General features: G+C 71.9%; 1 protein-coding gene (cut by a window edge). It reads right to left on the bottom strand.

Annotation, left to right across the window (positions count from 1 at the left end; genetic code table 11):
- Positions 1 to 17,219: the start of a GNAT family N-acetyltransferase gene (locus FHX44_RS19400; RefSeq protein ID WP_147257087.1), read on the bottom strand. Its footprint begins 48,427 nt before the window's first position; the window shows 17,219 of its 65,646 coding nt (coding positions 1-17,219); the start codon lies at positions 17,217 to 17,219; its stop codon lies off the left edge, out of view.

Genomic DNA, 17,219 nt, shown 5'->3' with positions numbered 1-17,219 from the left:
AGCCCTGCGACCGGCTCCTCGAGCAGGGCCGCTTCCAGGTGCGCGAGGTCGAAGGCGACGTCACTGGGAAGGGCCGGGAGGTTCACGACCTCGTCGCCCGCCAGTACCTGCTTGGCGAGCTCGACCTCGGCCTTGGCCTCGTTCTTGGCGGCCTTGTCCGTAGCGGCCGAGGTGCCGAACTCCAGCTCGAGGAGCGTCTTGACCTCGTTCTCGTGGCGGGCGACGCGGAACAGGGCGTCCAATCCGTCGATGTCCACGGCTTCGGTCAGCTCGCTGGTGACATCCCGTACCGCTTCGTGGCGCTGGTTCGCCCGGCGCTGCAGGACCCGGTCCTCGGGCGAGCGGTGGATGATGGCGCTGCCGTTCTGGCCGTTCCGGGCGGCGCGACCGCGCAGCTGGCCATCAGCCCGCGCCGACACCTGCTCGCCGAGGCCGATGACCGCCAGCCCGCCGCGCGCGTCGAGGTCTGCGCCCTCGGCCTTCTGGCGGGCTGCCACCCGCGCGTACACCGCCTCGTACTCGGCCTGGTAGCGCGCCTTGTCCCGGCTCCAGCCCGGGTAGCGCCGGTTCATCTCGCGCGCGGTCATCCACACCACGTCGCCACCGAGCATGATGTCGGTGGCCCGGTTGCTCATGGTGCTCACCGTCACCGCGCCCTTGCGGCCGGCCCTGGCCGTGATGACACCCTCGCTGCCGATGTTCTCCGCGGTGAGGGTGCGGTGCTCGACCCCCGCCTCCCGCAGCATCCGCGAGATGATCGCCGCCTCGGTGGCGTCGGGGACGTCGATCAACACCGGGCGCCCGTCCGCGTGCGCGGTCACCGCGTCGGCCACCACGCCCTCCCGGGCCGACTGCCGGTTCGGGTGGTCGACTGGGTCGAAGTCGATCCGGTGCACCCCGTTGTGCGGCTCCAGGTAGATCACGTCCTTGTCGTACTGCTGCCGGAACGCGGGCTCGGTCTCGCCGATGACGCCGGTCATCCCCGCGGTGTCCCGCTCGCCGATGAACTCGCGGATGCTCATGGAGGCGACCGTCCGGGACGGCTTGCCGATCTCGAGGTCGGGGTGGTTCAGCGACTCGGCGTACTCGATGGCCTCCTGCAAGCCGTTGTTGAAGCGGCGCCCCGGAAGCGGACGGCGGTACTTGCCGACGAGCACGACCATGTACTTGCCCGTGACCGGGTGGGGCTTGACGACGTAGTCCAGTCCTGGGGAACGGCCGCCCTCGTTGAGCACGTGACGTTGCGTCAACGCCTGGTTGATCCGGTTCACCAGCGGGTCGTTCTCCGCCAACTTCCGGCCGCCTCGATCGGCCGGCAGGCGCTCGATGAACTCGAGGCCCTTCGTGGTCACCTTCGCGGTGCCGCCGTGCGCATCCCACTCGATCTTGACGTGCGCGGTCCCGTCACCGTTGCCCACATCCAGCCGCGCGGCGATGTTGTAGGCGTACTCCAGTTCCGCGAGCGGCACCTCCGCGTTCGGGACCTCGTCGGCGATGCGATAGCGCATGTTCGCGTCGTCGATGAGGAAGAGGTCGACCTCGTCGAAGATCAGGAACCCGCCCCGGCCGTCCTGCACCGGCTTCTTCGCATCGCGGGTCAGGTCACGCAGCTTCACCAGCGCCGCGCGGTCGCCGCCCCGCGCCTGCTCGAGAAGGGTGGTCAGCTCTGCCTTGTCGAGCTGTGGGATGCCCGATCGGTCGCGCAGCAGGTCGAACACGATCTCGGCGGTGCCGACCGTGACGTCCGCCTGGTAGGCGTCCCGCTTCCCGGACGGGCTCCGCGTGTCGACCACCAGCTCCGCGGATGCGCCGAGCCGCCCACCGATCCGCTTGACCTCGGCGACGGCCTTGCCCGCGGAGTTGTCGTCGGTAGTCAGCCAGTGCACGCCACGGCCGTCCACCGCCCGCACCAGCGCTGCGACCGCGCCGGCGAGCGTCTTGCCCTCGCCGGTCCGCATCTCCACGACGTAACCGCGCACCATCGCGAGCGCGCCGGCCACCTGGTCCGGGCGCACGACCTTGCCGTCCTGGAGCCCTGGCTTGCTCGGCCGGGCCGAGGCCTCGCACACCAGGCCCAGGCACTCCAGCTCGACGTCCTCGATGCGACGCTCACCGCTGGACACCTGCCGGGTGAGCTCTTGGTACCGGTCCCGCAGCCACTTCGTGGTGCGCCAGCCGAACTTCCGGATGTGGCGGTGCACCGCCGCCAGGTCCGCCTCGGACAGAGCCTCGGCACCGCGCATTCCGACCGTGGCAACCCGCCCCGCGTCCTCGCCGGTCGGCTTGTAGTAGAAGACGTCGCCCGCGCCCTGCAGCGCAGCTTCGATCTGCGCCTCCGGAACTCCCAGCTCCCGCGCCAGTTCCTCGGCAGGAGCCGTGTAGCCCTTCTTGGCCTCGATCCTGGCCGACATCGCGTCGCGCACCTGGGCGGCCAGGGCCGGGTCAGGGCCGTACGCGCCGTCGCCGGGCTCTTCGGTGATGCGTGGCCCGCCCTCGGCGGCCGCGCCGCGCTCGGGGTCGAGCAGCGCGTCGATGACCTCTTCCATCGCGCGGTTGCCCGCTTCGAAGGCGTCGTCGTGCTCGTTCCTCCCCTTCGACGACTCGCTGGAGGCGTCGTAGGACATCCGGAGGCCGTTCTCGCTCGCTCGGCCGTGCCGGTAGTGCCGGACGAACCCGACCTGCTCGCCGGTGGCCGGGTTGGCTTCGACGAAGTACTCGAAGTCGCCCAGGTCCCCCTGCTGACCGATCCGGTCGGCGAGCTCCTGCTCCGTCATCGGCTTGCGCGTCAGACCCCTGCGGATCTCACCGGCGACCTCGCTCGCCCTGCGCACGGGCATGCCGCGCATGGCCCGCGTCAGCTTCTTGGCCGTGGGCCCCTTGCCCGCCGTCCGCGAAGCCGTGCCGCCACCCGGCTGGGTGGGCGGCTCGGACGCAGTGGCGACCGAATCGCCCTCGCGACCGGAACCGGTCTTCGTTGCTTCGATGCCAGCGGGCTCACCCGCTGGTTCTGCCGCTCCCCGCTTGGCGTCGGCGTTCTGCTCCGCCGCCGAGGAGGCGCGGTTCAGGGAGATCTCGGTGTTGCCGTCTTGGTCGTGGATCTCCTCACTCGGGTTGCGCTTCTGACCTGCCGACCGTGCCTGTCCCGCCTCCGTCCTGTCGATCGGCGCCTCGACGGTACGAGCGCCTTCCACACCGACGTTGTCCCGACCGGCAGCGTCCGTCGCGACGGCGTCCTTGCCCGCCTGCTGTCCGCTGCCTGCAGCGTCCCGACCGATGCCGTTCGGCTCGGCGGGAGCGACCTCCACCCGGCCGGCGTCGCCGGCCTTACCGGTGGTCGCGGACTCGGCCGGGGGCGGAATCCCGGTCGCGGTGTTGGCATCGTGGTTCGGCGCCGGTGCCTCACCGGAACTGGTCTTCGCGAGGGGCCCGTCGACCGAACGTCGCCCGGCAGGATCCGGGCCGGCGCCCGAGTCTGTACCACCCGGCTTGGGGCCTGGCGGGTCGCCACGACCGGATCCGGCATTCTCGTTGTTTCGCCCGACCGGCAAGGCCGGGTTCTCCGGGCCGCCTGGGTTCGGCGGAAGCTTCTGTGGTTCTTGCGGCGTCGGGCCCGAGGACTTCTCGGCTCCGGCACTCGTGCCGTCGGCGGTACCGCGAGGGCCGGGGGCGGTGGTGACGCCACGGTGTCCACCACCGGTAGCGCCGCTGGAACCGGGTTCGGCGGTACCCGTCCCGGTGTGGGCGGTGTTGATGCCTTCCTTACCGCCCGTGGCCGGCGTGGGCGCGGCGATCGGACCGGAGCCCGACTCAGCGACGGCGCCCGCGGCCACGGACTGACCAGTCGGGTTCGAGGGCACGGCGGCCGGCGGGTCCCGGGCGCCAACGGCACCGGGAGCCCCGGGGCTCGCCAGCTGGGCCTGGTCGGGCCGAACGGTCTGTCCGACACCCCGGGTCGCGACTGGTTCGGACCCCGGGGGCGCCAGGTCCGGCCCGGCCCGCGGGGGCGCGGGCGGCTGCTGCCCGCCAGGTTGCGCGATCTCGAGGCCGGCGCCCGGGTCGGACCCGCCCATCGGGTTGCTCCCCGGTCGGGCACCCGCGGCGACGCCTGCGATCCCGTCGCCGGACGCTTCGCCGGCGACGGACCGCCCCTGCGAGCGGGCCGGGACATCGCCCGTCGCACCTTCCCCGGCCGTGCGCGGTGCAGCAAGGCCCGCCTCCTGCTCAGCAGGCGCCGGAACGGCAGGCCGATCCCGTTCGGCTCGGCTCAGCACGTCAAGGGCGTCCTGCTCGGCACGGGCCCGAATGGCGGCCTCATCCTGCTGGGCGCGGGCCCGGATAGCGGCCTCGTCCTGCTCGGCACGGGCCCGGATGGCGGCGACGTCCTCCTCCGCACGGGCCCGAATGCCGGCCTCATCCAGCTCCGCCCGAGTCCGGCCGTCAGCGATCTGCTGCCGATCCGCCTGGTCCCGAAGCGCCGCGGACTCCTTGTCACCCGTTGCCCGGGCCTCAGCCGCCTCCTGATCGGCGCGTGCCCGAACCGCCGCGGCCTCCTGGTCGGCCTGCTGCCGGACCACTGCGGCGTCGCGATCCGCTTGCGCCCGGATCTCGGCGGCCTGCCGATCCGCCTGCTGCCGGGCCGGGGTGTCAGCGGCGTCGCGCGCCTGCCGCACAGCGGCCGGGGCGTCGAGCTCGGTGCGGGCCGGAGCCTCCTCGCCGGCCCGGACCCGCCCGGCGACGCCGTCCTCGACCGGACGGGCGCCCGGCCCCTCGGTGACGCCCTCGCCCGCGGGCCGCGGGTTGGCGGACTCACCCATGTCACCGCGGGTGGTGCCACGCGGCGAAATCGTGGCGGGGTCGGCCGGCTGCTGGCCGCGGCCGCCGACACCGTCAACCGCGGTGGCGGGGTCCGTGCCCGGCCGGGCCTGCTCCCCGGGCACACCCGTCGCCTCGTGCGCCGTGGACGATCCGGTCCGCGACCCACCGCCGCGGTTGAGCGGGTCACCGGCTCCGGGATTGGAGCCGGAGCCGCGTCCGGTACCTGCGGGCGCGGAGCCCTCGGACGATGTGCCGCCGGACCCGGTACCGGACCCACCCGTGGCTCCGTTGCCGCCGGGACCGGAGCCGCCGCTGCCTGCACCGCTCGCACCCGAGCCGGTGCCCGTGCCGGATCCGCTCGTGCCGGGATTGGCCGGCGGTGGCGCGGCGGGCTTGGGCGGTCCAGGCGGCAGGCTGCCGGGCGGGGTGGCCGGCGAGCCACCCGGCGGGGTCCCCGGCGGCGCGTCGCCCTGAGGCGGAGTGGTGTTGCCGGAACGGGCAAGGCCGACCGGGAACCGGGTCTTGGTGACCATGCCGATCCCGCCGATCGCAAGCGGCGCGGCCATCATCGACCAGGTCGCCCACAGTCCGGACACGGCCTCGGACCGCTGCGCCGGGGTCATGTCCCTCTTGTTCTTGTGGTACGAGATCGTGCCGTCGACCGCCGTGTAACCGAAGACACCGAAGCCTGCCCAGTTGAAGGCGCTGTGGGCATACGCGGCCCGGGAGGCCGTGCCGTTGACCATCGCCTTGATCCCCGGGCTGTACGCCTGGTGCGCGGCCGTCCACGTCCCCTGCCATCCGGGCGCGCCGGTGGCCCACTTCCCGCTGAACGTCCGCCCCCAGAACGACGTGCCGGCGCCCGCGGCACCTCTCGCTCCTGCACTCGCCGCGCCCGCCGCCGCCTCCGCGGCGGTGGCTCTGGCGGCGCCGGTGAATGCAGCCTTGATCCCGATGCCCATACCGGTTGCGGCCAGCAGGTTGCCCGCCATGCCGATGTAGTCGGCCCGGGCGGCGGGGTTGGACCAGCTGTTGGACTGGCCGTGGTTACTGCGGTTGATCATGTTGGAGGCCACGTCGTACGTGGTGTAGGCGATCCCGCCTGCGATCAAGGCGGTACCTCCGATCGCCGCGGCAGCGCCGAGCGGTGAGGCAGCACCCAGGGTCGCCAGCGTGGCGAAGCCGCCGCCGACCCACAGCAACGCGCCGCCGACCACCATGGCGCCACCCACGACCCAGTGCTTGGCCTTGTCCCAGCCGGAGATGTGTCTGCCCGACGTGGTGGTGAGCTCACAGCCGCAGTCGGTGGCCGGCTTGTCGGTGCTGTCGAGCCTGCCGAACTTGTCCACGCCTTCGATACCGAGATTCGACGGCGCGATCAGCGTGCCGTCCTCTGCGAGCATCTCGTTGTTGTTGCGGAAGTCGTCGAGGCTGCCGAAGTGCGCACCGGTCGCATCGATGTAGCGGTAGCTGCCGTCGTCCTGCTTCACGCGGAACAGGGTGACGGTGGTCCACCCGCCCTCCTGGTTTTCGGTGTCGGGCTGGTAGTACGGCATTCGGATCGCTTCGACCTTGCTGCCGTCCCCGGCCTTCTCGCCGATGGTGTTCAGCACATTGCGGGCCTGCTCGCGCGCCTTCTCGTTGCGGTCACCACCCAACTCCTCATAGATGGCCGCGAAGCTGCGGTCGATCTCCTGCGGACGCCGCTCGGCCTCCATGATCTTCGGAGTCCGCCCGAACGCTGCCGCAGCCGCCTGCGCATCGAGGTCCATCGTCTCATCGATGATCTTGCGCAAGGGGCCCTGGTAAGCGTCCCAATCGGCCTTGAACTTGGCCGCCGCGTGGATGTAGCGGAAGTCCTGCAACATGGTCGAGGGCAGAGCTCTCCCGCCCATCAAACTCTCGTTTGGCGCGATGCTATTGCCCGGCTTGTAATTCTTGGGCGCCGCGAACGGCTTGTCGCGAACCGCGTTGTATTGCAGCTCGGTGAGCGAGGTGAGCGTCCCGAACGTCTCCGACAAGGTCTGCTGACGCTTCTGCGGCGACACCGAGAGTCGCTGGTAGAGGTTGTTGACCCGGTTGTGCCGGTCGAAAGCACCGTGCAGGTCGCCGGCCCATGCCTGGTTGCCGGAGGCGTCCGCGTAAGCCAGGTCGGTCTGCCGGAGCACCTTCTCCTTGGCGTCGATGTCGGCTTGCAGCGGTCGTGCGATCGCGGTGATCGCGTCCTTCTCGCGGTTGATCGACTGGTACTCGCCCTGGAGCCAGATCGACTCGCCGACGGTCGGGCCGCCGCGATCCTTGATCCGCTGGAAGGCGGCGTTGTACCTGGCGACGCGGTCGTTCAGGTTCTGGCTGCGCTCCCCGATCGCGGACTGCAACGCCAGCTGGGCGTTGCCGACGTCCTTCTGCTGCTCGGCGACGATCCGGATCGCCTCGTCCTGCTGGCCAGGCGTCGGCGCCTTCGACGGGTCGTAGCCCGGCACCAGCTTGTCGATCAGCTGGCGGTTGTTGCCCACGGCCTGGTTGGCGGCGGTGAAGTCGTCCATCGACCAGGACGCGTGACGCATCGCCTGCAGCCGGCTCTGCGCCGGCAGCCACTTCTCCAGCATGCCCGGTGCCTTGTCATCGATCTCCTTGCGGAGGGGATCGATCTCGGCCCACTCGCCTGCGTCGATGTGGTTGTCGCCCTCGAGTGCGTTCTCGGTCAGCCCGGCCAGCTTGTCGATCTTCGGCTCGAGCTCCTTGTACTTCGGACCCATGTCCTTCTGGGTCACGGTGTCGTCCAGGATGGACATCTGGGCGCCGTCGAGCTGGGCCCGGGACAGCTCGCCGATGTCGCGGTTGTGGGCCGTGATCAGGTCCTCGCGACCGGCCGCCTTGAGCTGGTCGATCTCGTTCTGGCTCAGCGGCCGCCGATCATCCGGCTTGCGGTCCAGCAGCTTCTTCCCGTCCGGGCCGGTGACCTCGGAGAGATCCTTCGCGGTTTCCTCGGTGACCTTCAGGCTGGGGTCGAGCACCGCGACCATCGCCGCGATGGTTCCCTTCGGGGCCTCGATCGACTCGGAGCCCGAGCCGCTGCAGTCGCCCCCCTCCGCGCAGAAGCGGCCGGCGTGCTTCCCGTCCTTGTCGCGGTAGAGCAGCCCGGTGCGAACACCGATCGGGTTGCCCTCGGCGTCCGTGTACGGCTTGCCGTCCTTGTCGACCTTGACGGTGGCGTTCTGGATGTCGCCTTCCTTGTTGAAGCCGTAGCAGCCACCGCCTGCGCCGGACGCGTTGCAGATCGCGCCCCCGCCCTGACCGTCGGCGCTGCGGTTGTACTGGGTGAACCCGCAGTAGTCACCGGCCGTGCAGGATTGCTTGTCCCCCCACGGGGTGTAGCGCGAGACCGGTCCGCCGTTGCTGTCGTCGAACAGCTCGACGCTGCCGTAACCGTTCGGGAAGCGGCCGGTGCCGGTCGGCAGCTGCTCGGTGATGCGGCAGTTCTTGCACGCCGTCACCGGGTCGTAGATGGCCTTGCCGTTCGCGCCGTCGTTGAACGAGCCCGGCATGGTGCGGATGCAGTCGCCCTCGCACCACAGGGATCCGCCCTTGCCGTCCTTGTCCGGAGTGGTCCCCTTGATCCCCTGGCTCAGGTCGCCGCCAGTGATCTGGATCTTGTAGACGTTCTTGCCGTCCTCGCCCTTGTAGTTGGGGTCCACGAACTGGATGTAGCCGGTGGTGTTCTTCACCGAGTAGATCCCGGGGCTCCCGTCGCGCGAGCGGCCGATGATGTCGGTGACACCGACGTTCGCGCCCTTGTTGTCCGCGTGGACGATGTCGCCCTGCTTGTTGGTGAAGTGGCCCGGCCCGATGAACTTGATCTGCGCCGGGCTGCCGTTGGCGTCCTGCGCCTGGATCTGGCCCCACTTGCCGTCGATCGTCAGGTGCTCACCGGTCGGGGAGGTCCACTCGCAGCCGCCGTTGCACGTGGAGGTGAACGGAGAACCCTTCTTGTTCGAGAACCGGACGTTGTTCTGTCCCTCTTCGGCAGCGGCCTTGCGCGTGAAGATCATCTTGTCGCCGCTGCGCCCGTCGACAGCCATACCCTTGCCGCGGGCCCACGCCTCGGCGTTGCCCTCGGCGTCCTGGGCCATCCCGACGCCGTTCTCGCCGCGCACCTCGTGCCGCTTGTCCGGGCGGCCCGCCACGGGCATCGAGCCGTAGTAGTCCCCGTGGGGGTTCCTCTGGCCGTGGTCATTGCCGCCGGTGATCCCGTCGATGGTCTTGCTGCACGGGGCCTGGCAGGTGTACGTCGTGGGCTCGTCCTGGCCCTTCGGCTTGATCTTGATGACGATCTGGCCGTTCTCGCCGGGCGTGACCTCGACGGCGTCGTGGTTCGGGTCGACGTCCTCGATCTTGATCGGCTTGCCGTTCTTGTCCACGGCCATGCCGAGGCCGCTGGTGTCGACCGGCTTGGCCGGGATGAAGTCGGCACCACGTCCGCCCTTGTCACAGGAGCCGTTGCCGGTGCATCCGGCCTCGGCGACACCGTCGGGGCCGGCGATGGCCACCGCCCAGGCGCCACAGCCGCCGTTGCCGGAGCCGGAGCAGGTCGCCCACTTCTCCGCGATGTACTTGCCGTACGGCGTGTTCAGTTCGTCGTACGCCTCGGCGTGCGCGGAGTAGGTGGCGGTGCAGTTCGCCGCTCCGGAGCAGGACGCGCCTGCGTTGGCGAAGCCGTCGCCGGCCACCGCGTAGGCCATCACACCGACGCCGCCGCCGCCCATGCCGCCACCGCCGGAGCCGTGTGCGTACGCCTTGGCCCACGACCCGGAGGGGTGCGAGTCCGACGCCGACGCGGTCGCCGAGTACGAGTGGGTGCAGTTCGTGCCCGGCGACCCCATGCACGATGCCGACGCCGAAGCCGAACCCGGGCTGGCCTGCGCGGACGCCGACACCATGACGCCACCGCCACCCATGCCACCGCCACCAGAACCGTGAGCGTAGGCATTCGCCGAGGCACCGGCCGCCGAGGCCGACGCGGACGCGGTCGCGGAGAACGAATGCGTGCAGTTCGTCCCCGGCGACCCCATGCACGACGCCGACGCCGAAGCCGAACCCGGGCTCGCCTGGGCAGACGCCGACACCATGACGCCACCGCCACCCATGCCGCCACCGCCGGAACCGTGAGCGTAGGCATTCGCCGAGGCACCGGCCGCCGACGCAGACGCGGACGCGGTCGCGGAGTAGTGGTGGCTGCAGCTCGTCCCCGCGGTGCCCGTGCAGGACGCCGACGCGGCCGCAGAGCCCGGACCCGCCTGCGCCGTCGCGGTGGTCATCGCCTGGCCGCCGCCGAAGGTGCCGGCGCCACGACCGGTGGCCGATGCGTTCGCGCTGGTTCCCGGACCGGTGGCCGAGGCCGCACTGTGTGCCCGGTAGGAGTAGCGGCAGCCGGATCCCTCGCTGCCCTGGCAGGCCGCAGCGGCCATCGCCACGTCGTCGGTCGCCTGGGCGGCGGCGGTCGTCGTGCAGCCACCGTTGGCGTTGTCGCCGCAGCTGGCCGTCGCGACAGCGGAGTTCCCTCCGGTCGCGGCTTGCGCGTCGCTGCGAGTGGAGTAGGAGCAGCTGGAGCCATCGGTGCCCTGGCAGGTCGCGGAGGCCTGCGCTCCGGCTTCCTTGCTCGCCCCGACAAGGCTGGAGCCGGCGCACCCGCCGTCGGCGCCGGCGGTGCAGTCGCTGCGCGAGACCGCCGAGCTCGTGCCACCCGGCGCGGCGGCCCGCGCGACACCTTCGGTGTGCGTCCTGCAGCCGGTACCCACGCACTGGGCGCTCACCTGGACTGCGTTCTCGGCGGCGAGTCCGCCGGTAGCGGCCTGGCAACCTCCGGCCGCCTGGCAGGTGGCGGCGGCGTTGCCCCGAACATCGCTCGCGCCGACTGCATTCGACTCGGACGTGGCCCGGGCGGCGCAGCCGGCCTTGGTGCCGTCGTCACATACGGCGGTCACCGACGCGGTCGTGGTGGCGAACCGCTGCTCAGCCTTGGCTCCCGGCGCGGTGGCCGCGGTCGCGGAGGCGACGCTGATCCGTGCCTGGCATGCGGTGGTGCCGGCACAACCGGTCGACCCCGTGGCGGTGCTGGTGCTGCGCTCACCCTTGGGACCGGCGACGGCCCTGACGCTGCCCGTGACCTTCCCGGTGCATCCGGCCTCGGGGCACACAAGCTGGGAGCTGGCCTGGGCGCTGCCGGAGGAGCCCGGAATCCGCTTGGCATCCTTGCCGCTACCGGTGGTCTGGCCGGAGTCGCGGAAGGCCGACGCGATGGCGTCGCTCGCCACGACGCACCCGCCCGCAGCGGCAGTGCAGGTGGCCGCGGTCTGCGTCCGACCGGGCATGCCGCTCGTGCCACCGGTGGTCGCGGCGGTGCACCCGGCCCCGGCGCACTGCGCGGTCGCACCCGACTGCGACAACGTGGCCGGCGCGTCGGTGACCGGCTTCGCAGCCAGCTTCGCGGCCTCGGCGGCGGTCTTGCGCGCGTCCTTCGCCGCGGCTGCGGCGTCGGCGGCGGTCTTCAGTTGTGCGGCGGTCGCACCCGGACGGGCGGCGACCTTCGCGGCCTGCGCGGCGAGCCGCTCGGCTTCCTTCGCCTGCTGCTCGGCCTGCTCGGCCTGGGTGTTCTGCTGCTCCGCGATGATGTCGGCCACGACCTGGCCGGAGCCCGCGGAGGAATCGGTCTGGGCATGGCAGCCGCTGACCGAGCTGGTGCAGCTGCCGCTGGAGGTGGTGGTGCCGGTCCCCGGAGGACCACGCGCCCCGTTGCCGTCGTTCACCGCCGAGGGCCCGTCCTGACCGGTGGCCGAGCTTCGCGCCGTGCCGGAGCACAGCGTGCCCCCGGCGCAGTCCATCGTGGCCGAGGCCATCGACCAGCTCGACGCACCCTGCACCGTCGGGCCACCCGAGTTCGCGCTCGAACCCGGCGCCACCGGTGCGGGCACCGTCGCCGGCTGGTCGGAGCCCTGACCCTGCTGCCCGTCGGCAGGCGTCTGCCCCTGTTCCCCGGTGGTCTCCGAGGCGACGGTCGCGTTCGCCGTCGAGCGGGCCTGCACCAGCGGCGCGATCACGTTCCCGTCCGGGCCGCTGGACGCACCCGAGTTGGTGACCGCCTGGCACACCCCACCCGACACGCCCTCACACGATCCCTCGGACCGCGAGCCGCGCGGGTCGGCCGACACACTCGGGTCGGTCGCGGACGCCGCGCTGGTGACCTTGCCCGTGCAGGCCGCCTGGCCCTCGCACACCAGCACCGCACCCGCCGCCGAGGCCGCCGACGGACCCGCCACCAACCGGGCGGTGTTCACCGGCTGCGCCGTCCCGTCCGCCTGCGGACCGGACAACGCCAGCGCCGCACCCGGACCCGTCGACGCCGTCGACACCGACCGCACCTGACAACCACCCGTGCCACCGGTGCAGGACGCGATGCCCTCCGAGGTCCGCGGCTTCCCGCCCGCGACCGCACCGTCCCACGCGCTGGTGGTGGTGCGCACCGAACCGGAGCAGGCCGTTCCCGCGTCACAGGCCAGGCTGGCACTCGACGACGAGGTCGAGGACGGCCCGGACAACGACTGGCCCGGCAGCGGCTTCCCGGTGTTCGGGTCCACCGCCACGAAGTCCGGGGCACTGGAGGCCGACGACGAGGTCTCGCCGGAGCAGCCACCACCGGTCACCGTGCACTCCGTGGTCGCGGAGGTGCCGCGGGCGTGCGGGGACACCCCGGTGTCCCGGGCGCTGGTCGAGCTGGTCGCGGTCCCGCCGCACTCGGTCGCGGCACCGGAGCACTGCACCGAACCCGCGGCGTGGGACACGCTCACCGGGCCGGACACCGCGGCCACACCGGACGCCGGGTCGACATCGGCCGGGTCTCGGTCGGCGACCGTGGTGTCCGCCGCGGTGGTGCAGCCACCACCGGCACCGTGCGCGGTGCAGGACGAGGTGCCCGTGCTGTCGCGCACACCCTTCACATCACCCGACGCGCCACCCGCGGTCGTGCTCTTGCCCGACGCGACACAGGTCGCGGCGGCGCACTCGATCTCGCTACCCGCCGTGCTCGATGCGGTCAGCTCCCGCGCGGCCGGGGCCTTTGCCTTCGCCGCGGCACCGAGCTGGTCCGACCAGGAGGTCTCACCGGCGTTGTCGGACACCTGGGAGTCCGACTCGATCCCGCACCCACCGGCCTTCGCCTCACACGACGAGGAAGCCTTCGTAGTGCGAACCGGGGCCGCCGCCCCCGCGGTCGCCGGGGCACCGGTGACGGTGCCGTTGGTGGCGCTGCTGGCCTTACCGCTGCAGCCGGCCGCGTCGCAGTCGACGTTCGCGCCCGCAGAGCTGGAGGCGGTGGCGTCGCCGTCGGTCAGCGCCGCGGGCCGCACCGTCCCGCCGGTGAGCCGGTCGGTCCAGGAGTCCTGCTCGTCGACCTGGCTGTCCACATCGGTGCTGCTGTAGGCCTGGCAACCGCTGCCCGCCGACTCGCACGACGCGGTGCCGGAGCTCTTGCGCTCCGCACCCGCGGCGACCCCACGGCCGGTGCCCGCGGTGCTGGTCGTGCCGGTACCGGTGCAACCCGCCTCGCAGTCGACCTCGACCACCGCGTCGCTGCTGCCCGCGCTGCCCGCCGAGTCCTCGTCATCCGCGCCGGACCGGCTGCGGGTCGTGCACCCGCCACCGGAGACGGTGCACTCGGCCTTGCCGTTGGTTGCCGACTCCGGCCCGTCCTGCGCGGTCTTCGCCGCAGCGGCGCCGGCGCCCTTCTCCGTGCCGGTCTTGTGGCCGGCGTCGGTGGTGCTGCTCGCCGACCCCGTGCACTTCGCCGCGCAGTCGACATCCGCGTCGGCCACGACCTCGTCGGTGGACTCCTCGTCGCCCAGGTCCACCTTGCTGGAGGTGCCACAGCCGCCGGCGCCCTCGCAGTGCGCGGTGCTGCTGCCCTTCCGGCTCGCCTGGTCGGTGTCCCCGTTCGCCGCGGCGGTGGACGCCAGCCGGGCCTGCGGGCGCTCGCTGCCCGAGCCGGTGCTGCTGCTGTCGCAGCTACCGCCCGCGGTGTCACAGCCCGCCTCGGCACCCTCGCGATCCGCGGAGGAATCGGTGCCGCACGCCCCGGTGCACGCCGCCTGCGCGGCCGTGCGACGTTCCGCACCGCCCGGGGATGCCCCCTCGCGGGCGGGTCCGGACGAATCCGTACGACAGCCTCCGCCGCCGGACTCGCACTCCGCCGACGCACCCTCACGATCGGCCCGGCTGGACTGCCCACAGCTGCCCGGGTCGCCGTCGCACCTCGCGGACGCCTTCGTCACCTCACCGTCGGCACCGCGACTGGACGCACTACTCCCACAACCGGTGTCGTCACACGAGGCCTCGGCCTTGGAGTCGCCCGCCGACGAGGACGCGCCACACCCGGACGACACCCCGGACAGGCACACCTTCCGCTCGGAGTCCCGCGTCCCGTCCGCGGACTCGCTCGCCGACCCGCAGGCCGTGAACGCCCCGTCGGAGCCACAGCCGGCCGCCGAGCCCTCACCGTCCAGGTCGTCCTCCGACACCGTCTCCACGTGCCGGTCGGTGGCGTCCATCAGCTCGTCGGTGGCCTCGTAGACCTCGTCACGCTGCTTCTCGTACGCCTTGACGTTCTTCTTGTGCGCGGCCGCGGTCACCGTGCCGCCGGCGACCTTCTTCTCCTCGGCCTTCAGCTTCTTCTCGCTGTCGCTGAGCTTCTCGTGCCCGTCGACGACCTCGTCGACCAGCTCGGCGCGATCCTCCGACAGCTCCGCCCGGTCCGCCCCGTACTGCTGCTGCAGCTTCTTGTGCTCGGCGGCCTGCTTGTCGTACTCGGCCTTGGTGGCCTTGCCCGACGCGACGTCCTTCTTCGTCTGCTGGAGCTTCTTCTCGCTCTTGTCGACCTCGATCCGGCCCTCGAGCACCCGCTCGGTCTGCTCGGCCGAATCGTCGGACTCCCAGTTGTCATCGTCGTCCTCGTCGCGCGGTGGCGCCCGGGACCGCGTGTCCGAGAACTCGCGCGAGGACAGCGTGGACATCTCATCCGAGGTCAGATCCGAGCAACCGCCGTCGCCGCACAGCTGCTCGCGCTCCTCGGCGTCGAGGCCGGCCAGCTTCTTCGCCGTCGCCTTCTCGTCGTCGCCCGCGGACAGGAGCTTGGCGAGGGCCTTCTCGTCCTGAGCCGACACCTTCTCGTCGCCGGCCTTGCCGTCGGCGCGGGTGTCGCCGCGCTGGATCGCCTTTCGGACCTCACCCTCGATCCGCTTCACGTCGCCCTCGGAGACATCCGCGTGATCGGCGGCCACCCGCGCGGCCTCGCGCACCAGCCCCTTGACCGCCTTGCCGACGTCACCGTCGACCTCGCCGTCGGCGACGTCCCGCGCGAACTCACCGGCCCGCTCGACGAGGCGCCGAACATCCGCGCCCCGGTCCTTCTTGCCGTCGTCGCTCTCGTCGTCGCCGCGAGCCAGCGCCGACCCGATCCGCTCGGACACGGCGCGCCGCAGCTCGGCCGAGGCACGATCGGCCTTCTTGTCGGCAGCCTTGTCCGAGTCGTCATCGGCGCGGTGCCGCGAGCCGACGGCCTCGGCGATGTCACCGGCCAGCTTCGCCCACTTCTCGGCACGCTCACCGGAGTCGGGCTTCTTCTTGTCGTTCTTGCCGGACCGGTCCCCGGCCCGTGCCTTCTCGACGAGATCGTGCACCCAGCGAGTGGCTTCCCCGGCACGGTCGCCGCGCTCGTCATCGTCCTCGTCCGAGCGGCTGCCCTCACCGACGAGCTCCGCCAGGGCCTTCCTCGAGCCGTCCTTCTCGTCGGCGGAGTCCGCCGCCTCGGCCAGCCTCTCGGCCAAGCGACGGCCGGATTCCTCCTCGCCGTCCTCACGCTCGGACCCCGCCTTGCGCGCCCGGTCCGACAGCTCGCGAACTACGCTCCGTAGCCGCTCGCGGTCGTCGTCCTTCTTGGCCGAGCGCTTGCCCTCGTCGTCGCCCCGCTTCGATCGAGCGCCCTCGACCTTCTCCGCCACGTCCTTCGCGAACCGGCGCACCGCGCCCTCGACGTCGTCGCCCGCCTCCGAGACGCGCTCGCCCAACTCCTTCTCGAAGCGGCGTGCGCCGTCCTCGTCGCCGTTGCCGTCCGCCGCCTCCACAGCGTCGCGCGCGGCCTTCTTGCGGCGCGTGTCCTTTGCCCCGTCGTCGTCGCGATCGGCGGCACGCACCCGCGCCGCCCGGCCGTCCTGCTCCTCGTCCTCCGACCGCGCATCGCGATCGCCGACGCGCTCGGCGGCATCGTCGGTGGCGTCCTCCGCGGACTCCCGAGCGCGCTCGGTCCGCTCCCGCGCCTCGCCGAGCGCTCCCCGCACCCGCTCCCGCACGGCTTCCCGGATGCCGTCGCCATCGCCGCGCTCGGCGGCCTTCCGGACCGCGGCGACGCTGTCCCCGCCGTCGTCGTCCGACTCGGCGCCGTCCCGGCCACGGGCGTCGCTGCCGTCATCCTCGCCGTCGGTGTCGCGACCTCCGGAGCGCTCCTCGGCCCGCACCTTCTCGGTGTCGGCGTCGCCGAGCCGCCCCGCGGCCGCTCCGTCGGAGTCGGCGCGCTCGGAGCGATCCCGCTCCTTCGCGTCCTCGGCCTCCGACTCGTCCTGCGCGGAGTCACTCCCCTCGGACTCACGCTGCCCGGACTCACGTCGCTCGGAATCGCGCTCGTCGCGCTCCTCGTGCCGAACCTGCGGGTGATCGTCCGCGTCGTCGTTCTCGCGCTCACCCTTGTCGCGTTCCCGGTCGTCACCCGAACGCTCGTCGGTGCCGTCCTCGCGGGAGCGACGCTCACCCTCGTCGTCGGACTCCTCGCGGTCCTTCTTCTCGGACTTCTCGTCCTTCTTCTCGGACTTCTTCTTCTCGCTCTTCTCCGACTTCTTCTCGGACTTCTTCTCATCCTTGTCGGACTTCTTCTCCGACTTCTCGGACTCGTCCTCGTCCTTCTTGTCGGACTTACTTTCCTTCTTTTCTTTCTTTTCCTTCTTTTCTTTCTTCTCGCTCTTCTCAGACTTCTCGGACTTGTCGTCCCCGCCGCCGTCGGAGTCACCCCCGCCGTCGGAGTCGCCACCGCCCGAGTCGCCATCGCCGTCGCCACCTTGCCTGCTGCTTGCACCTCCCTTCATCAGGCTCTGCTGGACGGCCGCCGCCGGCACCACCGCAGCCGCGGACGCGGGCGTCGCGAGGAACGCCGCCCCGATCCACATCACCACCACGGCACCGGCCAGACCGAACACCCACCGCACGACCCACAGGAGCCGGTCCATCGGCGAGAGCCGCAGCCGCACGACACCAGCGCACGCGGAGAGGCCGGCGGCCTCACCGTCGTACGCGAAGTGCGTGGACAT

Origin of the sequence: Pseudonocardia hierapolitana (genome assembly GCF_007994075.1) — a bacterium.
In the GTDB taxonomy this organism is placed as follows: Bacteria; Actinomycetota; Actinomycetes; order Mycobacteriales; family Pseudonocardiaceae; genus Pseudonocardia; species Pseudonocardia hierapolitana.
This window is presented reverse-complemented; position numbering and strand designations above follow the sequence as displayed.